This is a genomic window from Streptomyces sp. NPDC051315 (assembly GCF_044455165.1).
Lineage (GTDB): Bacteria > Actinomycetota > Actinomycetes > Streptomycetales > Streptomycetaceae > Streptomyces.
On record NZ_JBITEN010000015.1, the window covers coordinates 59,226 to 84,124 of the forward strand.

Annotated in this window: 21 protein-coding genes; 10 read left to right on the plus strand and 11 right to left on the minus strand. The window is 73.8% G+C overall.

Going from position 1 to position 24,899, the window contains the following annotated elements; all coding sequences use genetic code 11:
• The first annotated feature begins 44 nt into the window (after positions 1-44).
• Entirely contained in the window at positions 45-1,034 is a 990-nt protein-coding gene (locus ACIBBD_RS26600; RefSeq protein WP_399422074.1) for an aldo/keto reductase, read from the plus strand.
• Between the two features lie 300 nt (positions 1,035-1,334).
• Here the strand turns inward: ACIBBD_RS26600 and thpR are convergent, their stop codons facing one another.
• The 3 genes from thpR to ACIBBD_RS26615 all read right to left on the minus strand — a co-directional run bounded on the left by thpR (position 1,335) and on the right by ACIBBD_RS26615 (position 3,898).
• Positions 1,335-1,907, minus strand: a complete 573-nt coding sequence (thpR, locus tag ACIBBD_RS26605) for an RNA 2',3'-cyclic phosphodiesterase (RefSeq protein ID WP_399422075.1) — start codon at positions 1,905-1,907, stop codon at positions 1,335-1,337.
• Positions 1,908-2,070: 163 nt separating this feature from the next.
• Positions 2,071-3,435 carry an MFS transporter gene (locus tag ACIBBD_RS26610; protein ID WP_399422076.1) on the minus strand — a complete coding sequence of 455 codons (1,365 nt, stop codon included), beginning with the start codon at positions 3,433-3,435 and terminating at the stop codon, positions 2,071-2,073.
• A 25-nt stretch (positions 3,436-3,460) separates the two neighbouring features.
• Positions 3,461-3,898, minus strand: coding sequence for a MarR family winged helix-turn-helix transcriptional regulator (locus tag ACIBBD_RS26615; protein ID WP_399422077.1), 438 nt, complete (start codon positions 3,896-3,898; stop codon positions 3,461-3,463).
• A 166-nt stretch (positions 3,899-4,064) separates the two neighbouring features.
• Here ACIBBD_RS26615 and ACIBBD_RS26620 point away from each other — a divergent pair, with 166 nt between their 5' ends.
• Entirely contained in the window at positions 4,065-4,247 is a 183-nt protein-coding gene (locus ACIBBD_RS26620) for a ribbon-helix-helix protein, CopG family (RefSeq protein ID WP_399422078.1), read from the plus strand.
• Positions 4,248-4,318: 71 nt separating this feature from the next.
• Here the strand turns inward: ACIBBD_RS26620 and ACIBBD_RS26625 are convergent, their stop codons facing one another.
• Positions 4,319-5,770 carry an NCS2 family permease gene (locus ACIBBD_RS26625; RefSeq protein ID WP_399422079.1) on the minus strand — a complete coding sequence of 484 codons (1,452 nt, stop codon included), beginning with the start codon at positions 5,768-5,770 and terminating at the stop codon, positions 4,319-4,321.
• Positions 5,771-5,883: 113 nt separating this feature from the next.
• Here ACIBBD_RS26625 and ACIBBD_RS26630 point away from each other — a divergent pair, with 113 nt between their 5' ends.
• Entirely contained in the window at positions 5,884-6,153 is a 270-nt protein-coding gene (locus tag ACIBBD_RS26630; protein WP_399422080.1) for a DUF2530 domain-containing protein, read from the plus strand.
• Positions 6,154-6,362: 209 nt separating this feature from the next.
• Entirely contained in the window at positions 6,363-8,735 is a 2,373-nt protein-coding gene (locus ACIBBD_RS26635) for an HAD-IC family P-type ATPase (RefSeq protein ID WP_399422081.1), read from the plus strand.
• A 116-nt stretch (positions 8,736-8,851) separates the two neighbouring features.
• Here the strand turns inward: ACIBBD_RS26635 and ACIBBD_RS26640 are convergent, their stop codons facing one another.
• From ACIBBD_RS26640 to ACIBBD_RS26650, 3 genes are all read right to left on the minus strand, one after another.
• Positions 8,852-9,784, minus strand: coding sequence for a hypothetical protein (locus ACIBBD_RS26640; RefSeq protein WP_399422082.1), 933 nt, complete (start codon positions 9,782-9,784; stop codon positions 8,852-8,854).
• 497 nt (positions 9,785-10,281) lie between these two features.
• Positions 10,282-13,404 (minus strand): sacsin N-terminal ATP-binding-like domain-containing protein, encoded by a 3,123-nt coding sequence (locus tag ACIBBD_RS26645; protein ID WP_399422083.1) that lies wholly within the window; start codon positions 13,402-13,404, stop codon positions 10,282-10,284.
• A gap of 182 nt (positions 13,405-13,586) precedes the next feature.
• Entirely contained in the window at positions 13,587-14,513 is a 927-nt protein-coding gene (locus ACIBBD_RS26650) for a DUF3027 domain-containing protein (protein ID WP_399422085.1), read from the minus strand.
• A gap of 343 nt (positions 14,514-14,856) precedes the next feature.
• Between ACIBBD_RS26650 and ACIBBD_RS26655 the strand changes: the two genes are divergently transcribed.
• The 4 genes from ACIBBD_RS26655 (at position 14,857) to ACIBBD_RS26670 (ending at position 18,573) form a co-directional block, all read left to right on the plus strand.
• Positions 14,857-16,290, plus strand: a complete 1,434-nt coding sequence (locus ACIBBD_RS26655) for an MFS transporter (protein ID WP_399422086.1) — start codon at positions 14,857-14,859, stop codon at positions 16,288-16,290.
• 225 nt (positions 16,291-16,515) lie between these two features.
• On the plus strand, positions 16,516-16,983 hold the full coding sequence (locus ACIBBD_RS26660) for a DUF2771 domain-containing protein (protein ID WP_399422239.1): 468 nt from the start codon (positions 16,516-16,518) through the stop codon (positions 16,981-16,983).
• Positions 16,953-17,735: a futalosine hydrolase gene (locus ACIBBD_RS26665; protein WP_399422088.1), complete on the plus strand. Its 783-nt coding sequence runs from the start codon at positions 16,953-16,955 to the stop codon at positions 17,733-17,735. Before ACIBBD_RS26660 ends, ACIBBD_RS26665 begins: the two co-directional genes overlap by 31 nt.
• Entirely contained in the window at positions 17,722-18,573 is an 852-nt protein-coding gene (locus tag ACIBBD_RS26670) for a 1,4-dihydroxy-6-naphthoate synthase (RefSeq protein WP_399422089.1), read from the plus strand. The genes ACIBBD_RS26665 and ACIBBD_RS26670 overlap by 14 nt, the downstream gene beginning before the upstream one ends.
• A gap of 86 nt (positions 18,574-18,659) precedes the next feature.
• Here the strand turns inward: ACIBBD_RS26670 and ACIBBD_RS26675 are convergent, their stop codons facing one another.
• Complete coding sequence (locus tag ACIBBD_RS26675) at positions 18,660-19,043, minus strand: cold-shock protein (protein ID WP_392002629.1); 384 nt, start codon at positions 19,041-19,043, stop codon at positions 18,660-18,662.
• 165 nt (positions 19,044-19,208) lie between these two features.
• On the opposite strand from ACIBBD_RS26675, the gene ACIBBD_RS26680 reads away from it, so the two are divergent.
• Positions 19,209-19,460, plus strand: coding sequence for a hypothetical protein (locus ACIBBD_RS26680; RefSeq protein WP_399422091.1), 252 nt, complete (start codon positions 19,209-19,211; stop codon positions 19,458-19,460).
• 16 nt (positions 19,461-19,476) lie between these two features.
• Here the strand turns inward: ACIBBD_RS26680 and ACIBBD_RS26685 are convergent, their stop codons facing one another.
• Together ACIBBD_RS26685 and ACIBBD_RS26690 are read right to left on the minus strand one after the other, a co-directional pair.
• Entirely contained in the window at positions 19,477-20,109 is a 633-nt protein-coding gene (locus tag ACIBBD_RS26685) for an HAD family hydrolase (RefSeq protein ID WP_399422092.1), read from the minus strand.
• A gap of 37 nt (positions 20,110-20,146) precedes the next feature.
• Positions 20,147-21,133 (minus strand): hypothetical protein, encoded by a 987-nt coding sequence (locus ACIBBD_RS26690; RefSeq protein WP_399422094.1) that lies wholly within the window; start codon positions 21,131-21,133, stop codon positions 20,147-20,149.
• Positions 21,134-21,426: 293 nt separating this feature from the next.
• Between ACIBBD_RS26690 and ACIBBD_RS26695 the strand changes: the two genes are divergently transcribed.
• Entirely contained in the window at positions 21,427-23,985 is a 2,559-nt protein-coding gene (locus ACIBBD_RS26695; RefSeq protein ID WP_399422095.1) for a helicase C-terminal domain-containing protein, read from the plus strand.
• Positions 23,986-24,181: 196 nt separating this feature from the next.
• On the opposite strand, the gene ACIBBD_RS26700 is transcribed toward ACIBBD_RS26695, so the two are convergent.
• Positions 24,182-24,724: a hypothetical protein gene (locus tag ACIBBD_RS26700; protein ID WP_399422096.1), complete on the minus strand. Its 543-nt coding sequence runs from the start codon at positions 24,722-24,724 to the stop codon at positions 24,182-24,184.
• Between the last annotated feature and the right edge of the window lie 175 nt (positions 24,725-24,899).

Genomic DNA, 24,899 nt, shown 5'->3' on the forward strand with positions numbered 1-24,899 from the left:
AACCGCTTGCGTGGAGCGCACTCCAAGCCGTTGGCTTGGCAGTCATGAAGTACACGCAGCTCGGACGCACCGGCCTCAAGGTCAGCCGACTGGTCCTCGGGACCATGAACTTCGGACCGCAGACGGACGAAGCGGACAGTCACGCGATCATGGACGCGGCGCTGGACGCCGGCATCAACTTCTTCGACACCGCGAACGTGTACGGCTGGGGCGAGAACAAGGGCCGTACCGAGAAGATCATCGGCAACTGGTTCGCGAAGGGCGGCGAGCGCCGCGACAAGGTGGTCCTCGCCACCAAGGTGTACGCGAACATGGCGGCGGACGGCGACGCCTGGCCCAACCACGACAAGCTGTCCGCCCTCAACATCCGGCGGGCGGTCGACGCGTCGCTCAAGCGGCTGCGGACCGACTACATCGACCTCTACCAGTTCCACCACATCGACCGCAGCACCCCGTTCGACGAGATCTGGCAGGCCATCGACGTCCTCGTCCAGCAGGGCAAGATCCTCTACGCCGGCTCCTCCAACTTCCCCGGCTACAAGATCGCCCAGGCCAACGAGGTCGCCGCCCGGCGCGGATCGTACGGCCTGGTCAGCGAGCAGTGCCTGTACAACCTGGCCGAGCGGCGCGCCGAGATGGAGGTCATCCCGGCCGCACAGGACTACGGCCTCGGGGTGATCCCCTGGTCGCCGCTGCACGGCGGGCTGCTCGGCGGCGTGCTCAAGAAGGAGACCGAGGGCGGGCGCCGCGCCTCCGGACGGGCCGCCGACTCCCTCGCCGACCCCGCCGTCCGCGCCCAGGTGCAGGCCTACGAGGACCTCCTCGACAAGCACGGGCTGGAGCCCGGTGAGGCCGCGCTGGCCTGGCTGCTCACCCGGCCCGGCGTGACCGGCCCCATCGTCGGCCCGCGCACCGCCGAACAGCTCGCGTCCGCCCTGCGCGCCGTCGAGCTGGAGCTGAGCGGGGACCTGCTGGCCGGCCTCGACGAGATCTTCCCGGGTCCGGGCCCCTCCCCGGAGGCCTTCGCCTGGTAGCACCGGCGACCTGAGGGCAGCGCTCCCGAGGCGCGCGGGGCCGTGCCCGAGGTGCGGCCCCGCCGCGCACCCGGCCCTGCCGGGCGGCCGCCGACCCCGTGGGCCGGCCGCCCGTGCCGTCGGGGTGGGGCGTGGTCCGCCGCCGTCGGCCCGCGGCCGGGAACCCGCCGCGGTTCCCGGCTCTCCCGCGGCGCGCTTCCCCTACTTTCCGAGCGCGGACGCCACCGCCACGACGACGAACATCAGCACGAGCACGACGGCCATGATCAGGTTCCGGGTTTTCGGGTCCACGCCCCGAGCCTAACCGGCCCCGCCGAGCGCCCACCGGGCGACCGCTTCGTAACGGGGCTGCTCCCCCGGCACCCCGGACCGCGGCAGGTTGCTGCGCACCAGCACCAGCTCGCCCACCGTCCACGTCCGGCCGGCGAAGGCGTCCAGCGCCTCGACGTACGGCCGCGCGTCCACCGCGTCCCGGCTGCGCGCCAGGGTCAGGTGGGCCTTGTAGCGGCGGTGCTCCCCCATGTCCAGGCCCGCCTTGCGCGCCGCCGCCTCGGCCCGGTCGGCCAGCAGCCGCAGCGCCGCCACCTCCCCGGCCGCCCCGGCCCACAGCGCCCGCCCGTGCCCGAACTGCCCTCCGCCGCGCAGCGCCAGCTCGAAGGGCGCGCTGCGGCGCGCGGCCCGCTCCAGCCGCGCCGACAGCTCCGGTACGAGGTCCTCGTCGACCTCCCCGTAGAAGGCGAGCGTGAAGTGCCAGCCGGGGCGGCCGGTCCAGCGCAGCGCGTCCGCGCCGGGCAGCTTCTTCAACTGGGCCACCTCTGCGCCGAGTTCGTCGGTGACGTCCTCCGGGGGCAGGACGGCTGCGAAGAGTCTCATGACGCCGATTCTCCCGTGCCCGGGGGCGGGCGCGCCGGGCATGACGGCCGGCATGGAGATCACGGTCAGAGCGCCCCGGCTTCACGCCCACGCAGACGTGCACCGTCGGGGAGCACGCGTGGCCGGGCCAGCTGCCGGCCCGGCGGGTGTGAGACCCCGCCGGTCAGGCCGCCGCGGCCAGCTCCTCCCGCCGCTCCCGCGGTACGAACCGCACCGTCGGATGCCCGTGCCGCCAGCCCACCGACAGCCGCAGGCCGCCGACGCGGGCCAGGAGCAGGCCGATCGTGGCGGCCGCGACGGCGGCGACGGCGCCGCCCACCGCGAGTCCGGCCCGGACGCCGTACGCGTCCGTGATCCAGCCCGCGATCGGCGCGCCCACCGGGGAGCCGCCCAGGAAGACCATCATGTACAGGGCCATGACACGGCCGCGCATGGCCGGGTCGGTGCCCATCTGGATGCTGGTGTTGGCGGTGACGTTGACCGTCATGCCGAACATCCCGATCGGGGCCATCAGCAGGGCGAACAGCCACAGCGAGGGCGCCGCCGCAGCCACCAGCTCCACCACGCCGAACGCCACCGCCGCCGCGATCAGCACCCGCATCCGGGCGGTGCCGCGCCGGGCCGCCAGCAGCGCGCCGACCAGTGAGCCCACCGCCATCAGCGTGTTGAAGAGGCTGTAGGAGCCCGCGCCCGCGTGGAAGACGTCGTCGGCGAAGGCGGAGAGGTAGACGGGGAAGTTGAAGCCGAAGGTGCCGACGAACCCGACCAGGACGATCGGCCAGATCAGGTCGGGACGCCCGGCCACGTACCGCAGTCCTTCCCGCAGCTGGCCCTTGCCGCGCGGGGCGCGCTCGACGACGTGCAGCTCACGCGCCCGCATCAGCAGCAGGCCGGCGATGGGCGCGACGAAGGACAGGCCGTTGAAGAGGAACGCCCATCCGGTGCCCACGCCGGTGATCATGAGACCGGCGACGGCGGGGCCGACCAGGCGGGCGGACTGGAAGTTCGCGGAGTTCAGGCTGACCGCGTTCTGCAGCTGGTCGGGGCCGACCATCTCGGAGACGAAGGACTGACGGGCCGGGTTGTCGACGACGGTCGCCAGGCCGACGGCGAAGGCGGCGACGTAGACGTGCCAGACCTCGACGTGTCCGGAGAGGGTGAGCAGCGCGAGCACGATGCCGGTGACGGCCATCGACGTCTGGGTGACGAGCAGCGCGCGGCGCTTGGACAGCCGGTCGACGAGGACGCCGCCGTACAGGCCGAACAGCAGCATGGGCAGGAACTGCAGGGCCGTCGTGACGCCGACGGCGGTGGCGGAGCCGGTGAGGCTGAGCACCAGCCAGTCCTGGGCGATGCGCTGCATCCAGGTGCCGATGTTGGAGACGACCTGGCCGGCGAAGAACAGGCGGTAGTTCCTGACCTTCAGCGAGCTGAACATCGAGGACCTGCGGGTGTCCCCGGAGGGGCCGGGGGAAGAGTCGTGGGTGGTCGGTGCGGGGGCGGAGTCTGCTCCGGGTCCCGTACTCAAAAGGGTTCGCCTCCTCGTGAACTGCCTACAGGTGTGCGAGCTTCTCCAGCACGGGGGCGGCGGCGCGCAGGGTGGCCCACTCGTCCTCGTCGAGACCGTCGACCAGGGAGGCCAGGAACGCGTTCCGCTTGCGGCGGCTCTCCTCGAGCATGGTCTCGGCCTGCTCGGTCTTGGTGACGACCTTCTGGCGCCGGTCCTCCGGGTGCGGCTCCAGCCGGACCAGGCCCTTGCCCTCCAGCAGCGCGACGATGCGGGTCATCGAGGGCGGCTGCACGTGCTCCTTGCGGGCGAGCTCACCCGGGGTGGCACTGCCGCAGAGGGAGAGGGTGCCGAGCACCGACATCTCGGTCGGGCTCAGCGACTCGTCGACCCGCTGGTGCTTGAGCCGACGGGACAACCGCATCACAGCGGATCGCAGCGAGTTCACGGCGGCAGCGTCGTCGCCATGGGTAAGGTCCGGCATGTTCTTTAGCGTAACTCATTACCCTCGCTAAGGACCACCGCTGGGCGCCCTTGGGGCCCGTGACGATCGCCACTGCACCGCGACGGCCGCCCAATATCACTCATACGGGTGATACGCCCGGGGAACGCCACCCACCACCCCGAACCGTGCCGCGACCCTCGTACCCATGGGGACCAGCGTGCTCAGCCTGCGCATAGACCACGAGCTGCTCGAACGGCTCCGGGACCATGCCGCCAGAAGAGGAATGAGCGTCCAGGACTATGTCGTCCGGACGCTCATGCGCGATGACTTCGACGAGCGGTTCCAGACCGCCGTCGAGGAGACGGAGAAGTTCTACGGGCTCACCTGAGGCGCCCGCGGGGAGCCTCGGACGAGGCGGGCCCGCGGGGCTCGGGCGCGTCCCCCCCCCCCCCCCCCGGATCAGGTGAGGCCCAGGGCAGGCATCAGGTAGTAGAAGGCGAACACGGCGGAGACCACGTACATCGGCACCGGGACCTCCCGGCCGCGCCCGGCCGCCAGGCGCAGCACCGCGAAGGTGATGAAGCCCATGCCGATGCCGTTGGTGATCGAGTAGGTGAACGGCATCATCACCATCGTGACGAAGGCCGGGATGGCGATGGTGTAGTCGGCCCAGTCGATGTCCTTGACCGAGTTCGCCAGGATCAGGAAGCCGACCGCGAGCAGGGCCGGGGTGGCCGCCTGGGACGGCACCATCGTGGCGACGGGGGTCAGGAAGAGGGCGACGGTGAAGAGGCCGCCGGTGACGAGGTTCGCGAAGCCGGTGCGGGCGCCCTCGCCGACACCGGCCGTGGACTCCACGAAGGCGGTGGTGGCGGAGGAGGAGCTGGCGCCACCCGCGGCGACGGCGATGCCGTCGACGAAGAGGACCTTGTTGATGCCGGGCATCTGCCCCTGCGCGTCGGTCAGCTTGGCCTCGTCGCTGACGCCCATGATCGTGCCCATCGCGTCGAAGAAGCACGACAGCAGGACCGTGAAGACGAAGAGGACGCCGGTCAGCACGCCCACCTTGCCGAAGCCGCCGAACAGGCTGACCTCGCCGATCAGCCCGAAGTCGGGGGTGGCGAGGGGGTTGCCGGGCCACTTCGGGGTGGTGAGTCCCCAGGACGGAACCTGGGCGACGGCGTTGATGAGCAGCGCGAGCACGGTCATCGCGACGATCGAGATCAGGATCGCGCCGGGGACCTTGCGCACGATCAGCGCCAGCGTCAGCAGCGCGCCCAGGATGAAGACGAGCACCGGCCAGCCGTTGAGGTGACCGTCACCGCCGAGCTGGAGCGGGACGGTGGTCTGGGCGGCGTCCGGCATCCGGGTGACGAACCCGGAGTCCACCAGCCCGATCAGCATGATGAACAGGCCGATACCGATGGAGATGGCCTTGCGCAGCCCGAACGGCACCGCGTTCATGACGCGCTCCCGCAGGCCGGTGGCGACCAGCAGCATGACCACGAAGCCGGCCAGCACCACCATGCCCATCGCGTCCGCCCAGGACATGCGGGGCGCGAGCTGGAGCGCGACGACGGAGTTCACCCCGAGACCGGCGGCCAGCGCGATCGGCACGTTGCCGATGACGCCCATCAGCAGCGTCGTGAAGGCCGCGGTCACACAGGTCGCGGTGACCAGCTGGCCGTTGTCGAGCTGGTGGCCGTACATGTCCTTCGCGCTGCCCAGGATGATCGGGTTCAGCACGATGATGTACGCCATCGCGAAGAAGGTGGCGAAACCGCCGCGGACCTCACGGGCCAGGGTGCTACCCCGCTCGGAGATGCGGAAGTAGCGGTCGAGAGCGCCGTACGCGGGCGCGTCGCCCGGCCCTTCGGGCGCGGGAACCTTGGCGGGGGCCGAGGTGGACATTGGCGATTCCTACGAACAGAAATGGTCAAAGACAAACGGTTTCAGTATGAACACATAAATGGACGAGGCACCATCTCCGCGCGTAGACCCGTTCGCCTCGTAGGCTGTCCTCCATGGCGAAGTGGACCCCAACGCACGAGGCGCCGGAGCCCCTGGAGGGCCCCGTGGTCGCCACCATCACCGGCGGCACGATCCTGTGGTTCGTCCTCTTCCTGGTACAGCTCCCCTTCTACGGCTGGTTCGACGACCACGGCCACCTGTGGTGGCTGTGGACCTGCCTGGCGGGCGGCGGCCTCGGACTGATCGGCGTCTGGTACGTCCGCCGGAGGGACGCGGCACTCAAGCGGGCCGCGGCCGCCGAGGAGGCGGGCGCGCCTCAGTAGGGGGCACGGCCCGGTCCCCCGAGCCCTCGGGGGGGGGGCGGTGCGCGGCAACGCCGGGCGGCACGCAGTACCGGCGGGAGGCGCGTAGCACCGGCGGGAGGCGCGCGTAGTACCACCGCACGACGTCCGTCCCGGCTCCGTCCTCCCCAGGTCGGATCTTCCGGGCATCCGGCGGGTGAACCCCCCAATCCGCACGTACCGTCGATTCCATGACCCACACCGACGCCGCCGCCCCCGCCCCGGCCACCACGGCGACCGGGCTCACCACCGCCGAGGTCGCGGAGCGTGTCGCGCGCGGTCAGGTCAACGACGTACCCGTACGCAGCAGTCGCAGCGTCGGCGAGATCGTCCGGGCCAACGTCTTCACCCGGTTCAACGCGATCATCGGCGTGCTCTGGCTGATCATGCTGGTGGTGGCGCCGATCCAGGACAGCCTCTTCGGGTTCGTCATCCTCGCCAACACCGGCATCGGCATCATCCAGGAGTGGCGGGCGAAGAAGACCCTGGACTCCCTGGCCGTGATCGGCGAGGCCCGGCCCACCGTCCGCCGGGACGGGATCGCCGTCGAGGTCAGCACCTCCGCCCTCGTCCTGGACGACCTGATGGAGATCGGGCCCGGCGACAAGATCGTGGTGGACGGCGTCTGCGTCGAGGCCGACAGCCTCGAAATCGACGAGTCACTGCTGACCGGCGAGTCCGACCCCGTCGTCAAACGCCCCGGCGACGAGGTCATGTCCGGCAGCTTCGTCGTCGCCGGCGGCGGCGCCTTCCGGGCCACGAAGGTCGGCCGCGAGGCCTACGCCGCCCAGCTCGCCGAGGAGGCCTCCCGCTTCACCCTCGTCCACTCCGAACTGCGCTCCGGCATCTCCACCATCCTCAAGTACGTGACGTGGATGATGATCCCGGCCGCGATCGGCCTGGTCGTCACCCAGCTCATCGTCAAGGAGAACGACCTCGGGGACTCCGTCGCCCGCACGGTCGGCGGCATCGTCCCGATGGTCCCGGAGGGCCTCGTCCTGCTCACCTCCGTCGCCTTCGCCATCGGCGTCATCCGCCTCGGCCGCAAGCAGTGCCTCGTCCAGGAACTCCCGGCCATCGAGGGCCTCGCCCGCGTCGACACCGTCTGCCTGGACAAGACCGGCACCCTCACCGAGGGCGGCATGAACGTCACCGAGGTGCGCTCCCTCGACAGCGTCGACGACACCTACGTACGGCGGGTCCTCGGCGCGCTCGGCGAGTCCGACCCGCGCCCCAACGCCTCCCTCCAGGCGATCATCGACGCCTTTGCCGACGCCCTGGACTGGCGCTGCACCGAGTCGCTGCCCTTCTCCTCCGCCCGCAAGTACAGCGGCGCCACCTTCAGCGAGGGCGACGGCGAGACCAGCACCTGGCTGCTCGGCGCCCCCGACGTCCTGCTGGCCGCCGACGACCCCGCCCTCGCCGAGACCGAGCGGCTCAACGAGCAGGGCCTGCGGGTGCTGCTGCTCGCCCGTGCCGCCCGTGACCTCGACGACCCCGAGGTCGCCCGCGGCGCCCGCGCCACCGCCCTCGTCGTCCTGGAGCAGCGGCTGCGCCCGGACGCCGCCGACACCCTGCGCTACTTCGCCGAGCAGAACGTCCAGGCCAAGGTCATCTCCGGCGACAACGCGGTGTCGGTCGGCGCCGTGGCCGCCCAGCTCGGCCTGGACGCCCGTACGGTCGACGCGCGCCGGCTGCCCGCCGAACGGGACGACATGGGCCGGGCCCTCGACGAGGCCACCGTGTTCGGCCGGGTCACCCCGCAGCAGAAGCGGGACATGGTCGGCGCCCTCCAGACCCGCGGACACACGGTGGCGATGACCGGGGACGGCGTCAACGACGTGCTCGCGCTGAAGGACGCGGACATCGGTGTGGCGATGGGGTCGGGCTCCGAGGCGACCCGGGCGGTCGCCCAGATCGTGCTGCTGAACAACAGCTTCGCCACCCTGCCCTCGGTGGTCGCGGAGGGCCGGCGGGTCATCGGCAACATCACGCGCGTGGCGACCCTCTTCCTGGTGAAGACGGTCTACTCGGTGCTGCTGGCGCTGCTCGTGGTGTGCTGGCAGGTGGAGTACCCCTTCCTGCCCCGCCACCTGACCCTGCTGTCCACCCTCACCATCGGCGTCCCCGCCTTCTTCCTCGCCCTCGCCCCCAACAGGGAGCGGGCCCGGCCCCACTTCGTATGCCGTGTGATGCGGTACTCGATACCCGGCGGGGTGCTGGCGGGCGTGGCGACCTTCGCGACGTATCTGGCCGCCCGCCACCACTACACGGGCGCGGGCGCGCTGGACGCCGAGACGAGCGCCGCGACCCTCACCCTGTTCCTGATCTCGATGTGGGTGCTGGCGATCATCGCCCGCCCGTACACCTGGTGGCGGATCTCGCTGGTGGCGTCGATGGGTGCGGGCTTCCTGCTCGTGCTGGTGGTGCCGTGGCTGCAGGACTTCTTCGCGCTGAGGCTGGTCGGGATGACGATGCCGTGGATCGCGGTGGGCATCGCGGTGGTGGCGGCCGCCGCCCTGGAGTTGCTGTGGAAGTGGGTCGACCGCCGCTTCCCCGTCTGACGGCACCGGGCCGTCCGCGGCGGTCCAGGGGAAAAGGCCCGCTCCCCGCTGGCTGCGGGGCCGGGCCTCTTTCATGGGAGTCCTTCCGGACTCCGTCACCTCAGGACGCGGTCGCGTCAGCGCACGTCGACGAAGTCACCCGCGGCCTTGACCGCCGGGCTGGTCGTGGTGCCGACGAAGCTGTAGCGGTAGTAGCCGTCCGCGCTCGCCTTGACGGTGGTGCTCAGACCGCCGGTCGAGGTGGTCTTGACGCTCTTCACCGTGGTGTAGGTGGTGGCGCCCTTCTTGCGGAACTGGAGCTGCGCGTACACGCCGGCGTAGCCGGTGTACGTGTTGGTGTCCCAGTTGGCGCGCGTCAGCTTGCCCGTGACGGTGATGGTCTTGCCCTTGGTCACCGGCTCCGGGGAGGCGTTGACGGTGAGCTTCGACAGGCGCTGGAGGCGGGTGGTGGCCAGGGCGTCGCCCTCGGTGTAGCCGACCTTGCTCCAGTCGACGTCGTCGGCCATCGGGTCGACGTCGTTCCAGTCGATGATGTAGCCGAGCGCCTTGAAGGTGGTGGCGTCGGCGTTGGACAGCTCCTCGGTCGGGTAGATGTCGACGGTGCCCTTGCAGTTGGACACGGTCGCCGAGGCGGAGGTGCAGGCCGGCCAGTCGTCGCCGAGCAGGAAGTTGGCCGGGGCGTCGTACGAGCCGCGGTAGATGACGACGTCCAGCTCGGTGTCGTCCGCGTTGAGGTCGACGTCCGCGGCGTGCGTGACGGTGAAGGTGACCGGGACGGTGACCTTGCCGGTGGTGCCGACGACGATCGGCTTGCCGTTGTTGATCTTCACGCCGGAGAACGTGGCGTCCAGCGCGTAGGGGGTGCCGGTGTCGGCGGCGTCCTCACCGGTGAACGCGGTCTTGCCGGAGGCCGCCTGGTGCGCGGCCTGGGCGGCCTTGAAGGAGTCCGCCTTGCCCGGGGTGGTGTCGACGGCCTGGGCGGCCGGCACGGCGAGGGCGGAGAGGGCCAGGGCGCCGGTGACGGCGGCCACAGTGGCTCGTATGCGCATGAATGTCCCAAGTGAAGAAAGGGGCTCTCCGGGCGGGTGCCTCCAGTGAGCCCGAGTGGGCGCGAGCCTGTCGGCTCACAGGGTCAGATTCCCGACGAGGGGGAATGGTTGTACGGTGCCGGGCCCCGCCGCACGTCACGTCCCGTCGACGACGTCGCTCGCGGCCGTGACCGCCGCCGTGCCGGACAACGCGGCCCGCGGGCAAGGGCGTTCATCCCGGGGTGCCGGGCGCCTCGGGCCCGGTGGCCTGCGCGGGGGGAACGGCCGGGCCGGGCGGGGCCGGGACGCCGCGGGAGACGGCGGCGGTGGCGCGGACGCGCATAGGCTTTCCCCCATCGGCCCCGCGAGACGCGCTGTCCCGGCGAGGCCCGAGTGTTCGACGAGTCGGGCGAGCCCGCAGCGGCTGCTGCGCTTGCGGACTCGCCCAGTGAGACTCGTACTCCCGCCCGACGGTTGCACGTTGGACGAAGAAATCGTGGGGACGGTGTGAACGGCCGTCAGTCGAACCAGCGGTCGCGCGCCAACTCCTGGGTCCGCGAGGGGTCCTCCAGCAGCGCCGCCACCTCGAAGCGCCGCGGCCACTGCCCGGCCGCCCAGGCCAGTCCGGCGGCGACGCCCTCCAGGGTGGAGGCGTGCAGGACACCGTCGTGGGTGAGCCGCCAGTCGATCTCCACGCCGTCGACGACGAGTTCCTCGTGCTCCAGGTACGTGTCCGGGGTCCGCGCCCCGAGCAGCACCCGCACCGGCTCCGGTACGTCGTGCTCGGTGCCCTCGGAGTCCACCTCGCCCGTCACGGACTCGCTCAGCCGCCGCACCTGGAACAGCTCGGCCAACTCGGCGGCCCGCGACGGCCGTACGGGCAGCAGCGGGACGCCCTCGGTGAACGGCAGCAGGTCGGGCGAGTCGACGACGACCGCGTCGGCCGCGTCCACGACCTCCACCCGCCCGTCGACGACGGCCCGCACCTCGTCCGGCAGGGTCACCTGCTCCGGATCCAGCTCGGCCAGCGCGCCGTAGAGACCGTGCAGTTGGGCCGCGGTGACGGGCCGGTCCGGGTCGGCGAGCCGGTCCAGCAGCTCGGCCGCCCCGCCCGGCTCGTCGAGGAGCGCGGCCACGGACGTCCGTACGCCCAGCGCCCGCAGCACCTGCTCGTCGTCGAAGCCGGTGGCGTCCGCCTCGTCGTACAGCCCGCGCAGCAGCGGGTCCCCGCCGGCGGCGAGCAGCCCGGCCGGGCGCCGCCCGTCGAGCACCGGGTGCCCGCGCAGCCACCAGGCCGTGTAGGGCCGTACGACCTCGTGCGTGCCGTCGGGGAGCAGGATGCGCACCGGCTGGGTGAGGGCGTCGCGCAGCGGCGGCCGGGCGAGCAGGGCGAGGGCCTGCGGCCAGTGGTCGTCGTCGACGAGCTCGAGGTCCCGCACGGCGACCAGCTCGGTGGCGACCGGCGGCACCGGGCTGTCGGGGAAGCGGTCGAGGATGTCCTCGCACCACACGTCCACCGCGTCGAGCAGACCGGCGTCGTCGGGCTCGGCGAAGTCGCCCTCGCGCGGCTCCAGTTCGTCCGGGTCGAGGACGACGTCGGTGGCGCGGACGAGCGCGAAGTCGGCGAGGACCCCGCAGGCGGCGAGGGGCTGCTCGCCCCACTTCTCGGCCAGCTCGGCGTCCACGGCGGCCAATTCACCGTCCCGGATGACCTGCGCGAACGGGCTGCCGGGGAGGACGAGTTCACCGGCCGGGGCCGGCTCGCCCTCCTCGTCCGGCAGGGCGAGGGCCCCCAGCCAGGGCTCGTCGCCCGGCTCCAGACCGGCTTCGCGGACCAGCGCGAGAACGGTGTCGGCGAGCTCCTCGGCGTCCGGGGTGTCCTCGTCCCAGGCACCGCCGTCGTCGTCCAGGGAGGCGGCGACGGCGGCCCGCACCTGCGGGGTGGTCAGCACGGCACGCGGGGTCGCGGGCAGCGCACCGAGCTTCTCCAGGAGCGGATGCGCGGCATCGGTGTGGGCGACCTTGAGCCCGAGCCGGCCGAGGACGTCGGCGTCGACGCCCGCCGTGTCCGGCAGGGGGAGCAGCACCTGGCGGGGCCCGATCGTCGTGCGGCCGTCGGCGAGCGGCACGGGCAGCCCGGACAGCCGGTCCGGGTCGACGCCGGCCAGGCTGTCGTAGAGCCGGTACCACCACTCGGGGTCCTTCTCCAGCCCCGCCAGCCGGTCGACGGCGTCGGCGAGCGGGATGCGGGCCACCCCGAGCGTCCGCAGCTCCACGCGCCGCTCCAGCCCCGCGGGCAGCAGGGTCGGCAGCACCTCCGCGAGCACCCGTACGGTCTCGGCGCCGGCCCCCTCGACGACCTCGGCGTCGCGCGGCCGCAGGGCCTCCGGCAGCTCGCTGTCGCCCTCGGCGGGCGGCACGGCGGGCGGCAGGAAGGAGGTGCGCGGCAACCGCTCGAGGATGGCCTGCCGCAGGGCCCCGTCCAGCTCGCCCTTGCCCAGCGGACCCGGCACCAGGTCGATGATCCCGGCGGTCACCGGCCGCCAGTCGGCGAGCAGATCGGCGTACCCGTCCGCCGCCCGCTGCACGAGGAAGTCGGTGAGCGGCCCGGGCGCGGCGTGCCGCCGGGTGGTGTCGAGGGGGAAGGAGGCGATGAGCAGGGCGGGCACGCCGAGGGGCTCGTCGCTGGGCGTCGGCGCGTGGACGACGGCGGTGGTGCGGGGCCGGGCGGGCGCGCCGTCGGAGTCGACGGGCACGGCCCACGTCACCGACCAGTGGGGCCGCAGCCGCTCCTCCACCGGCCGGCCGGCCAGCAGGTCGGCGGTGAGGGGCCCGTGCGCGGCGGCGATCCGCCACCGGGTCGTCCCGTCCCGCGAGTCCTCCACGACGGTGAGGGCGCCTTCGGTGGACCGGCGCAGGGTGCGGGGAGCGGCGTCGCCGACCTCCACCACGACCTCTTCCAGTCCCGGCAGGGCGAGCAGCAGGGCGTCGTCGACGGCGGTGAGGAGCCGTTCGGCGAGATCGGCGGCGGCGGCGTCGCGCAACGGCAGGATGACCGCCGTGTCGTACGGCTCCGGAGCGGTGCCCTCGGCCGCGAAGGGCAGCCGCAGCAGGGGCACGTGCCCGTCCCGGCGGCGGATCTCGTCGCCCAGCCCGGGGCTGTGCCGGGCGGTCTCGGAGGCCAGCACGCGGGCCTCCGCGAGGGACCAGCGGACCCCTCCGTGCCGGCCGACGACGGCGGGCTCGTCGGTGACGGCGAGTACGGCGGCGAACCCGACGCCGAACCGGCCGACCGACACCTGCTGCGCGTCCCGCTTGGCGGAGGCCCGCAGGGTGGCGAGCGACTCGACACCGGCGGCGTCCAACGGCGCCCCGGTGTTCGCGGCGACGAGCACCTGCTCCCGCAGGGTCAGCCGCAGCCGGCCCGGCACCCCGGCCCTGGCCGCCGCGTCGGCGGCGTTCTGAGCGAGCTCGACGACGAGCCGGTCCCGGTAACCGCCGAGCGCGAGGTCCTCCTCGGCGTTGGCGTCCTCACGGAATCGAGCGGGGCTGGTGGCCCAGGCGTCCAGCACTCCACGACGCAGACGCGCCGTACCGAAAGGGTCCGCGCCCTCAGCTGCCGGCCGCACGAACTTGCTCACGTCGGTTCACTCTCCTCATCGGCGTGAGCTCGAAGGTACCGCGCTCCGGCCACCCCGAACGGCCGGGCCACCCGCGCACCCGGATCGGCCGGCGGAAAGACGGCGGGAGGAATCCCGGCTCTCCGCCCCGCACACCCGGCCGCCGCGTACGGGCGGCCGCGCACCCCGTGGGCGCCTGCCGCCTACGAGTGCCCCAGCTCCGCCGACTCCTCGTCCGCGACCGCCGGAACCGACCCCGAATCCGGCGACGGCCGCAGCGGGAACGGATCCACGCGCGTCTCGTCGATCACCGGCGCGGCCGGCCGCGGCGGCTTCGGCATGACCGCGGCCTCGGAGTGGCCGCCGCAGCCGTACGCCAGCGACACCACCCGGCCGTCGGCGGGGGAGAACTCGTTGGCGCAGACCCCGAAGGCCTGCCCGAGGGAGCCCCCGATGGGGGTCAGGAAGCCGCAGGTGACACAGGAGGCGGGCGCGGCCTGGGCCATGGGGGTCTTGGGCCCGTAGGCCTCCTCCCAGCGGTCGGCGGCGGTGTGCAGCCCGTACCGCGACAGGACCCGGGCCCGGCGCATGCCGAGCTCCTCGGCGACCGCCGCGATCGACCCCCTCGAGGGCACCGTCGGAAGCTTCGCCGGCGGCCCCGCCGTCACGTCCGCGTCCTCGGCCTCCGCCAGCTCGGCCATCTCCTCCGAGACGGCGGAGTTCGGCGGGGTCACGTCCTCACCGGTGTACCCGGGCTCCAGACGCAGATCCTCCGCGTCCGTCGGCAGCAGGTCCCCGGGCCCCATGTCCCCCGGGCGCAGCCGCTCGCTCCACGGCACCCACTCGGGAGCCAGCACCGCGTCCGGCCCCGGCAGCAGCACCACCTCGTCGAGCGTCACGACCTTCGCGCGCGACGCCCGCGCCACCGTCACCGCCCAGCGCCAGCCCCGGTAGCCGAGCTCCCGGCACTCGAAGAAGTGCGTCACCACGCGGTCGCCCTCGGACAGGACGCCGGCGTGCTCCCCGACCACGCCGGGCGCGGCGGCCTCCTCTGCCGCGGTGCGGGCGAGGTCGACGGCCTCGGCGCACAGGCGGTCGGGGGTGCGGCTTCGCGTGGTCGCTGCGCTCACAGGTATCGCTTCTCTCCTACGCCGTCTCTCGGGTGCGGTTGCCACCGGCGGCGGCGCGGACGGAGCGGACCTGGGGGCCGCGTCGACGTCCGCGTCCGATCGCGCTCGGGCGCACCTGTGCCATCCATTGTGGGGGATGGCTGAGATACGCACGCTACCTGTTCGCGAGCTCTCAGCCCACACCGACGGTGCTTCTGCGGAACTCCGCGCCGTGTTTCCCCACCGCGCCCCCACACGTTCCCCCGCCCACGGCGGCCGCCCGTCCCCGCCGCCGACCGTGCCGTACGCGGCCATACGCGCGGTAACCGCACTACACACGGCCTTCTCGGGGCACTATGACGGGGTGGCAACCGCGAAGACACCCCAGGGCGCCACCGGGACCGGTGGGGCGAAGGGGCACAAGGGGAGGAACAGGGTGAGCGGTTCGGGCCGGACGCGCGGGCCCGTCCGCGCGGTCGGCCGTGCCCTGCACCTGCCGTTCACGGGCACCGCCCGCGGTATCCGCAAGGCCACGCACGCGCACGGCGCCGGCGAGTCCGGTCTCGGCAAGCTGATCGAGCTGCACGGGGTGAACGGCGCCGGCGACGTGATGATCACCGTGGCCCTCGCCTCCACCGTCTTCTTCTCCGTCCCGACGGACGAGGCCCGCGGCCGCGTGGCGCTCTACCTGGCGATCACGATGGCGCCGTTCACGATCCTGGCCCCGGTGATCGGCCCGCTCCTCGACAAAGTGCCGCACGGCCGCCGGGCGGCCATGGCGGGCGCGATGCTCGCCCGCGCCCTGCTCGCCCTGGTCCTGTCCGGCGCGGTCGTCACCGGCAGCATCGAGATGTACCCGGCGGCCCTCGGCGTCCTGGTCGCGTCGAAGGCGTACGGCGTGGTCAGAAGCGCCGTCGTACCGCGTCTCCTGCCACCCCGCTTCTCCCTGGTGAAGGCGAACTCCCGGGTCACGCTCGGCGGCCTGCTGGCCACCGGTGTCGCCGCGCCCGCGGCGGCGGGCCTGCAGGTCCTCGGCCCGCGCTATCCGCTCTACGGCGCCTTCGTGATCTTCGTCGCGGGTACGTTCCTGTCCTTCTCGCTGCCCGGGAAGGTCGACTCGGCGAAGGGCGAGGACACCGCGCTGCTCGCGGCGGACGAGCAGCACCTGCACGGCCCGCACCGGCAGCCGGTGAAGCGGCCGGGCCTGCGGACGGTCGGCATCGCCGTGACGCACGCCCTGGGGGCGAACGCCTCCCTGCGCTGGCTGTCCGGATTCCTGACCTTCTTCCTGGCGTTCCTGCTGCGCGAGCACCCGCTGACCGGCCAGAGCGCGGCGGTGTCGCTGGGCATGGTGGCCGTGGCGGCGGGCACGGGCAACGCGCTCGGCACGGCGGTGGGGGCGTGGCTGCGCTCCAGGGCGCCGGAGCTGATCATCGTGACGGTGGTGGCGGTGGTCCTGGGCGCGGTGGTCACGACGGCCGTGTTCTTCGGGGCGTTCCTGGTGGCCTGCCTGGCGGCGGTCGCCGGCTTCTCGCAGGCGCTGTCCAAGCTGTCCCTGGACGCGCTGATCCAGCGGGACGTGCCGGAGCTGGTGCGGACGTCGGCGTTCGCGCGCTCGGAGACGCTGCTGCAGATGTCCTGGGTGTTCGGCGGAGCGGTCGGTATCGCGATGCCGCTGAACGGTGCTCTGGGCCTGTCGGTGGCCGCGGTGGTCGTGGCGGCCGGCTGGGTCACCACCGCCCGCGGCCTGCTCGGCACGGCCCGGCACAGCGGCCACCCACGGACGGACCTGGCGTGACGGGAGGGGGCACGACCGGACCGGCGTGACGGGACCGGCGTGACTGACCGCGCGACCTGACCGGGGCGTGACCGAGCGGGCGTGACCGGACGGGACCAGCCGGCCGTGCTCCCGGGTCCGCGCGGGCGTCCCGCGTGGCGTAACCCACAGCGACGCCGCCCCCCGCGTAGGGAGGCCGCTGGACGTGCCCGATAGCCTTCGGCCATGACCACGCTGCAATCCGCTGTGCGACGCCGCCGCGCCGTCGCCGCCGCCGGCGCCGTTTCCGCCGGACTGCTCGTCCTGTCGGCCTGCGACAAGCCGACGCCCCTGTCCACGATCACCGTCGGCAGCTCCTCGGTCAGCGCCGAGGCCACCTGCGGCGGCGAGGGCGGCGCCCTCAAGCCCGCGGACATCACGAAGTGCCTGAAGGACGAGGACATCAAGTCGATCAGCGTCGACCCGGACGAGACCGTCCGCTTCGGCGTCGACCCCGAGGTCGCCGACGAGCGCTGGACGATCCTCATGAACGGCCAGCCGCTGACCGAGGACAGCAACAAGACGTACCGCACGATCCCGGGCAGCGTGTTCTTCAACGCCCAGTACGGCGCCCAGGGCGACTCCACCCTGGTCTCCATCAAGGCGGGCGACGGCAAGAAGGACAGCCAGGCGGTCACCGGCCTGTGGTCCTTCAAGCTCAAGAAGGACGACTGACCACGTCCCCCGCAGAGTCCACCCCACGCGTCCTCGTGACCACCGCGGTCCCCGTCGAACGGGACGCGGTGGCACGAGCCTTCCCGGGGCCGGCCCACGAGGTGCGCCTCCCCGGCGTGACCCTGCACCGCACCACAGCCGCCACACCCGCCGCACGGCCGTACGACCTGCTGGCCGCGGGCGTGGGCCCCGCCCTCGCCGCCGCCTCCGTCGCCACCGCCCTCACCGCGGCCGCCCTCGCCGACGCCCCCTACGACCTGGTCGTCTCGACCGGCATCGCCGGCGGTTTCGCCCCCGGGGCGCCCCTCGGCTCACTGGTCGTCGCCGACGAGATCACCGCCGCCGACCTGGGCGCGGAGACCGCCGACGGCTTCCTGCCGGTCACCGAGCTGGGCTTCGGCACGGTCACCCACCGCCCGCCCGCGTTCCTCGTCCGGCAGGCCGCGACCGCCACCGGAGCACGCCCCGGCACGGTCCTCACCGTCTCCACCGTCACCGGCACCGCGGCCCGCGCGGCCGCCCTGCGCGCACGCCACCCGCGGGCCCTCGCCGAGGCCATGGAGGGCTTCGGGGTCGCCGAGGCGGCCGCCGCGCACGGCACGTCCGTGCTGGAGATCCGCGCGGTCTCCAACCCCGTGGGCCCGCGCGACCGGGCCGCCTGGCGCGTCGCGGACGCCCTGGCCGCCCTGACCGAGGCCTTCGGGAAGCTCGCCCCCGTCCTGGAGAGTTGGACCCCACATGACGACCAGTGACCCGCTGCGCATCGCGTACTCGCCCTGCCCGAACGACACCTTCGTCTTCGACGCCCTCGCCCACGGCCGCGTCCCCGGGGCGCCGGCGCTCGACGTGACGTTCGCGGACATCGACGTCACCAACGCCATGGCGGAGCGCGGGGAGTACGACGTGCTGAAGGTGTCGTACGCCGTGCTGCCGTACGTCCTCGACACGTACGCGCTGCTGCCGTGCGGGGGCGCGCTGGGGCGGGGCTGCGGCCCGCTGGTGCTGACGCGGGAGGCGGGCACGGACCTCACCGGCCGTACGGTCGCCGTGCCGAGCGAGAGGTCGACGGCGTATCTCCTGTTCCGCCTCTGGGCGGCGGACACCGTCCCCGGCGGGGTGGGCGAGATCGTCGTGATGCCGTTCCACGAGATCATGCCGGCCGTGCGGGACGGGAAGGTCGACGCGGGGCTGGTCATCCACGAGGCGCGCTTCACGTACCGGAACTACGGCCTGCACCGGCTCGCGGACATGGGCGAGCACTGGGAGTCCACGACCGGCCTGCCGATCCCGCTGGGCGCGATCATCGCGAAGCGGTCGCTGGGACCGGAGCGGCTGGGCCGGCTCGCCGCGTCGATCCGCGCCTCCGTCCGCGCGGCCTGGGACGCCCCCGAAGTCTCCCGCCCGTACGTCATGGAACACGCCCAGGAGATGGACCCGTCGGTCGCCGACCAGCACATCGGCCTGTACGTCAACGAGTTCACCGCCGACCTGGGCGAGGACGGCTACGCGGCCGTGCGCGGCCTGCTGACCCGCGCGGCGGCCGAGGGGCTGCTGCCGGCGCTGAGGCCCGAAGCGCTCTCGTTCCCCTGAATTCCGGCAGAAGAAGGCGCCCGGGCCGAGGGGCTGGTGCCACCCCCCGGCCCGGGCGCGCTCGGCTTTCCGTGACCGGGCGGGTCCTAGACGTCCAACTGGTCGGCGACCGCGCGCAGCAGGCCCGCGATCTTCTTGCCGGAGGTCTTGTCGGGGTAGCGGCCCTTCTCGAGCATCGGGGTGATGTTCTCGAGGAGGGTCGTCAGGTCCTGGACGATGGAGGCCAGTTCGTCCGGCTTCTTGCGCTGGGCCGCCGCGACCGAGGGGGTCGGGTCGAGGATGACGACGGACAGGGCCTGGTCGCCGCGCTGTCCGGCCACGACGCCGAACTCCACGCGCTGTCCCGGCTTCAGTGTCTCGACTCCGGCGGGGAGGACCGAGGAATGGACGAAGACGTCACCGCCGTCGTCGCGGGAGAGAAAGCCGAAGCCCTTCTCGCTGTTGAACCACTTGACCTTGCCGGTAGGCACGTCTGTCCTCGTCCTCGTACTCGTCGGAAAACTGCTTCGGAAAACGGCTCTTGATAGCACTACAGCGGGTCGACCATGACCCGCCGGTACCAAGGCTAATGCTCTTCGGGCGGGTGACAAGACGTCGCCCGGTTGTTCCTTCGCGCAGGGAACTACCCTGGTCCGGTGCGTGACAAAACCCAAACGAATTCCGCCGCGCCCGGTGACCGACTGATCCGTGCCGGTGCCATCGTGTTCTTCATCGGTGCCGTGGCCACTCTCGTCACCGTCGCCCCGCTGTTCCTCGGGACGACGCCTTTCCCGACGTACATGTTCGGATTGAGCATGCTCATGGGCGTCGGGTTCCTCATCGCGGGGGCGGGCGTCCTGCGGTCGGTCGCGGCAGGACGCCGGCAGGCGCGAACGGCCGGAAGGTGACGGTCGCCGCGGGCGCCTAGGCGGCCACCGCGAGATGCCCGGCGAGCCACCCGGGGAACTCCGTGAGGTCGCCGAGCACGACGTCCGCCCCGGCACCGGTCAGCTCCTCGGCGCTGCACGGGCCGGTCGCCACGGACACCGCCAGCGTGCCCGCGGTGCGGGCGCCGCGTATGTCGCCGACGTGGTCGCCGACGTAGACGCTCGCGCCGTGCTCGCGCAGCGCCGCCGCCTTCTGCTCCGCCCACAGGTTGCCGATGACCGCGTCGGCGTCGATGCCGAGGTGCTTCAGGTGGAGCTTGGCGTTGGGCTCCCACTTGGCGGTCACCACGACCGCCCGTCCCCCGGCGGCCCGTACGGCCTCGACCGCCTCACGGGCGCCGGACATCGCGAGCGTGCGGGTGATCGCGTAGGAGGGGTACAGCTCACGGTAGAAGTCCGCCATGGCCGCGACCCGCTCCGCCGGGAACCAGTTCGCGATCTCCTCCTCCAGCGGCGGCCCCAGCCGCGTGACCACCAGGTCGGCGTCGATGTACGCCCCCGTGCGCTCCGCCAGCTCCGTGTACACCGCGTGGATGCCCGGGCGGGAGTCGATCAGGGTCATGTCGAGGTCGAAGCCGACGGTCAGCGCGGGGGAACTCGTGGAGGCCATGGGGGTCATTGTGCCGGGGCGGCAGGGACGCAAGGTCCTACCTCGGCCGTTGCGACCGCCACACCAGGAACAGCGCCGACGCCACGGCCGCGCCCCGCACCACCCACGGCAGGGTCTCGCCGACGGCGGCGTTCATCTGCCCCTCGGCGATGGGGGCGCCCCAGCGGCCGTCGGTCCGCCCCCACAGCCACAGGAAGCCGGCCGCCACCGAGAGCCCCGGCAGGACCATGACCGCCCACTTCGTCTCCCGCTCGGTGAGCCGGCGGGACAGGTAGGCGATGAGCCAGCCCACGATCATCACCGGCCACTTCCACATCACCGCGCCGGCGACGAGGCAGCCCGCGGCGATCAGCAGGAGGGGGTTGCTCCAGCGGCCTGCGCGCAGGGAGGGCACGAGACGCCGGCGCCGGGCCGGTGCCGCCTCCGCGTCCGCGTCCGCCGCGCTCGCCGCCTGCGCCGGCTCCGCCGCCCGCTCCGCCTCGTCCGGGTCGTCGGGGCGCGGCGGCTTCAGCATGGCCGGGATCTCGATGCCGCCGACGAACCCCGGCACCTCGTCACCGAACCCGGCCGGACCGGGCTCGCGCCGCCACCAGTCGGGGGTCTCCACGGCGTCGCCGAGTTCGTGCGCGCCGGCCAGGTGCGGCGGCGACGGGACGTCCGAGGGAGCGGGCGGGGGCGCGTCAGACCGGCGGGGGCGCGGCACGACCCGCCGTATGCCCCTCGGTCGTTCCCTCTCCCCCGTGCCGTCCCGCTGCGTGGGCACGGAGGGCGCCGGCGTCTCGGGCACGCCCGGGCCCTCACCGGCCGCGGCGGCGACGATCTCGTCCGGGGTGCCGAGGCGGGCGAGGATACGGCGGACGGCCGCGGGACTGTCGACGGGCGCCCTGGCCCGGCGCCGGTCGATCTCGTTCCGCAGCTCCGAGACGAGCCGCATGCGCGTGGCCGACGACAACTGCCGCTGCTGCGCCACGTCTCCGACACGGCTCAGAAACTCGTACACGACCTGGTCGCTTTCGATCCCCACGGGGAGACGCTATCGCGCGCTCCCCGGCGAACCGGCCCGTCCGGCACGTCGCGGTCGGGGGGTGAGTGCCACCAGCCCGTCCGGCACCGTGAGGCGGGAGCCGGGGTCGTCAGCCCGTCCGGCACCGTGACGGCTCGGCGGCGGGGGCCGGGGTCGTCAGCCCGTCCGGCGTTCGAGGACGAGGCCCGTGCAGGGCCGAAGCGGCGGGCGGGGGCGGCAACCCCCGGGGGACGGCCACCCCCACCCGCCCACGTCGGCGAAACCGCCGGAGGTGACCCGCTACCGTGGGTCAGATGAGCACCGAGGACCTCCCGGCCCCCCGGTCCCTCGCGGAAGCGCTCCGCGCCAGGGACGACGCCTCCCTGGCCGCCCTCCTGCGCCGTCGCCCCGATCTCATCACCCCGGTCCCCACCGACCTCACCCAGCTCGCCACCCGCGCCGGCACCCGTGCCTCCGTCGTACGGGCGCTGGAGCGGCTGGACCGGTTCGCGTTGCAGACGGCGGAGGCGCTGGCCGTGGCCGGGGACCCGGCGACGTACGACGAGCTGCTGGGGCTGATGGCGGGGGACACGGCCGACGAGGCCGTCGTTCACGCGCTGCCCGGCGCCGTGGCCGCCCTCCGTGAACAGGCCCTCGTCTGGGGCGCCGACGACCGGCTGCGGCTGGTCCGCACCGCCCGTGAGCTGCTGGCGCCGTCCCCGCAGCACCCCTCCCCGACGGGTCTGGGCCCGTCCGTGCAGGAGGCCACCGCGGGTATGTCACCGGGCCGGATCCAGGAGATCGTGTCGACGGCCGGGCTGCCGTCGACCCACGACTCGGTGTCCGCGGTCGCCGCGCTGACCGCCCTCTTCACCGACCGCAGGAAGATGAGGGCCCTGCTGGCCAAGGCCCCCGCCGACTCCCTCGAGGTGCTCGACCGGCTCGTCTGGGGGCCGCCGTACGGGCAGGTCACCGCCGATCCCGCGGCCCGGCTGCGCTGGCTGCTCGACCGGGGTCTGCTGCTGCCGACCGCGCCCGGCACCGTGGTGCTGCCCCGCGAGGTCGCCCTCCACCTGCGGGCCGGCCGCGCGCACCGGACGCCCGAGCCCGTCCCGCCCCCCGTCGAGCCGGCCGCCACCCACCGTCCCCAGGTGGTGGACGCCACCGCGGCCGGCCAGGCGTACACGGCGCTGGCGACCGTCGAGGAGCTGCTGAAGGACTGGGACGAGGGCGGCCCCGCGGTGCTGCGGGCGGGCGGACTCAGCGTGCGCGACCTCAAGCGGACCGCCGTCGCCCTGGACGTGTCGGAGCCGGCCGCCGCCTTCTGGGTCGAGCTGGCGTACGCGGCCGGACTGCTCGCCTCCGACGGGGAGGCCGACGAGCGGTACGCGGCGACCCCGGCGTACGACGAGTGGCGGGAGCGTCCGGCCGCCGAGCGGTGGGCGCGGCTCGCCGAGGCGTGGCTGGCGGCGACACGGACGTCGGGGCTGGTCGGCGGCCGGGACGGCAAGGACCGGACGCTGTCGGCGCTGGGACCGGGGCTGGACCGTTCGGCGGCGCCGGAGGTGCGCCACCGGGTGCTGACGCTGCTGGCCGCGCTGCCGGAGGGCGGCGCGCCGGACGCGGAGGCGGTGCTCGGCCGGCTGCGCTGGGAGCGTCCGTTGCGGGGACCGCAAGGGACTCAGGGCGAGGACGACCTGCGCTCCCGGCTCGCCCGCTGGACACTCACCGAGGCCGAGCTGCTGGGCGTGACCGGCCGGGGCGCGCTGTCGGCGCACGGCCGTGCCCTGCTGGGCGCACCGACCGCCCACCGGCCGGCCCCGTCCGGGGCCCCGGACGCCCCGGAGGGCCCGGCCGGGGCGGGTGACAAGCTGCCCGTCCACCACCGCCCGGCCGCCGCCCCGGCCCCGCTCTCCCCGCCCGAGCAGGCCGTGGCCACCGCGGCCGCCGCCCGCCTGCTCGCCCCGCTCCTGCCGGAACCCTTGGACCACGTCCTCCTCCAGGCCGACCTGACGGCGGTGGCCCCCGGCCCGCTGCGACGCCCGCTCGCCGACGTGCTGGGCGTCCTCGCGGACGTCGAGTCGAAGGGCGGCGCGACGGTCTACCGCTTCACCCCCGCCTCCGTACGGCGCTCCCTGGACGCCGGCCGCACCGCCTCCGACCTGCACGCCTTCCTCGCCGAGCACTCCCGCACGCCGGTGCCGCAGCCGCTGACGTACCTGATCGACGACGTGGCGCGCCGACACGGCCATCTCCGGGTGGGCGCGGCCTCCGCGTACGTCCGCTGCGACGACGACGCCCTCCTGAACGAGATCCTCGCCGACAAGCGCGCCGCCGCCCTGCGGCTGCGCCGCCTCGCGCCGACCGTGCTGGCGGCGCAGACCGACCCGGCGACCCTCCTCGACGGCCTGCGCGCCATGGGTTACGCGCCCGCCGCCGAGTCCGCCGAGGGCGACGTGCTGATCGCCCGCGCCCACGCCCACCGCACCCCGCCCCGCACGGCCCCCGAACCGGTCCCCGACGGCCCTCCCGTCCCCGACGCCACCCTCCTCGCGGCGGCGATCCGCGCGATCCGGGCGGGCGACCTCGCCTCCACGACCCCCCGCAAGCCCACCGACACCGCCCCGCTCGCCCCCGGCGAACTCCCCCGCACCAGCTCCGCCGAGACCCTCGCCACCATGCAGGCCGCCGTCCTCACCGGCGAGAGCCTGTGGATCGGTTACGTCAACGCCGAGGGCAGCGCCAGCCAGCGCGTCATCGCCCCGGTCCGGGTCGAGGGCGGCTTCGTGACGGCGTACGACCACACGGCGGACGAGGTGCGGACGTATCCGCTGCACCGGATCACGGGAGTGGCGGAGCTGGCGGACGACTGACTCGGCGGCCGGTCCGGGGCGCGGCCGGGCGGGGTGGCGGCCGGTCCGGGCGGGCAGCCCGAGTGATCAGCCGGAGCGGCGCGATCAGCCCGGGCACCATGACCAGCCCGGACGATGTGACCGACCCGGGCGGCACGACCGTCCCCGGCGAGGTGACCGGCCCCCGTGAGTGACCGGCCCTCGTGAGGTGTCCGGCTCAGCAGTCCCCGACCGGTGTCCCGGCGGGGATCCGGAAGTGCTCGCGGGCGGCGCTCTCCAGGGCGCCGGGCGACTCGGGCTCGCCGAGACGGGACTCGGCGAAGTAGCTGAAGTGGGTCTCCTCCCACTCCGCGTTCCCCGCGCCGTCCGGCGCCTGCTCCCGCGCCACGACGCGGTAGCCGTCGCCGTCCGTGTCCCGCTCCAGCCGCACCACCTGCGGGACGTGGGCGCCGCTGCACTCCACCAGGGCGCCGTCGCGCACCCCGTACTCCATGCAGAGCGTGTCGACGCCCGCCCGCACCCGGCCCGCGCGCTCCTCCAGGTCCAGCGCCTCCGCCCGGCAGAACCACCTCGCCCGCAGGGCGGGCGTGCTCTCCCCGAGCCCGCTGCCCCGGGACTCCGCCACCAGCCGGGCCTCGATCACCGGCCGCACCTCGGCCCACAGCCGTGCGTCGACGGGCGCGGGCCGCAGCACCCACGCCCCCGTCCCGACCAGGACCACGACGGCTCCCACGCCGGTGCCCCACCTGCCTGCCGACATACCGCGAGCTCCTCACCGCGCCGCGCGCACCGCGCCGCTCCCGCCGGTCAAGACTCCCCGACGGGGTGCGGGGTTGCACGGCCCCCCACACCGGCCCCGCACACCGGTCCTGGCACACCGCCGCCCGGCCCCCCGGCGCCCCCCGTGAACGGTGTGAGCCACGCCCCGACCGGAT

What these genes read in the sequence shown, in the direction of transcription:
- ACIBBD_RS26625 (WP_399422079.1), bottom strand. Translation starts at nt 5,770, where the DNA reads ATGTCCACCTCGGCCCCCGCCAAGGTTCCCGCGCCCGAAGGGCCGGGC.
- ACIBBD_RS26600 (WP_399422074.1), top strand. Translation starts at nt 45, where the DNA reads ATGAAGTACACGCAGCTCGGACGCACCGGCCTCAAGGTCAGCCGACTG.
- ACIBBD_RS26630 (WP_399422080.1), top strand. Translation starts at nt 5,884, where the DNA reads ATGGCGAAGTGGACCCCAACGCACGAGGCGCCGGAGCCCCTGGAGGGC.
- ACIBBD_RS26695 (WP_399422095.1), top strand. Translation starts at nt 21,427, where the DNA reads ATGAGCACCGAGGACCTCCCGGCCCCCCGGTCCCTCGCGGAAGCGCTC.
- ACIBBD_RS26640 (WP_399422082.1), bottom strand. Translation starts at nt 9,784, where the DNA reads ATGCGCATACGAGCCACTGTGGCCGCCGTCACCGGCGCCCTGGCCCTC.
- thpR (WP_399422075.1), bottom strand. Translation starts at nt 1,907, where the DNA reads ATGAGACTCTTCGCAGCCGTCCTGCCCCCGGAGGACGTCACCGACGAA.
- ACIBBD_RS26685 (WP_399422092.1), bottom strand. Translation starts at nt 20,109, where the DNA reads ATGGCCTCCACGAGTTCCCCCGCGCTGACCGTCGGCTTCGACCTCGAC.
- ACIBBD_RS26670 (WP_399422089.1), top strand. Translation starts at nt 17,722, where the DNA reads ATGACGACCAGTGACCCGCTGCGCATCGCGTACTCGCCCTGCCCGAAC.
- ACIBBD_RS26635 (WP_399422081.1), top strand. Translation starts at nt 6,363, where the DNA reads ATGACCCACACCGACGCCGCCGCCCCCGCCCCGGCCACCACGGCGACC.
- ACIBBD_RS26700 (WP_399422096.1), bottom strand. Translation starts at nt 24,724, where the DNA reads ATGTCGGCAGGCAGGTGGGGCACCGGCGTGGGAGCCGTCGTGGTCCTG.
- ACIBBD_RS26615 (WP_399422077.1), bottom strand. Translation starts at nt 3,898, where the DNA reads ATGCCGGACCTTACCCATGGCGACGACGCTGCCGCCGTGAACTCGCTG.
- ACIBBD_RS26620 (WP_399422078.1), top strand. Translation starts at nt 4,065, where the DNA reads ATGGGGACCAGCGTGCTCAGCCTGCGCATAGACCACGAGCTGCTCGAA.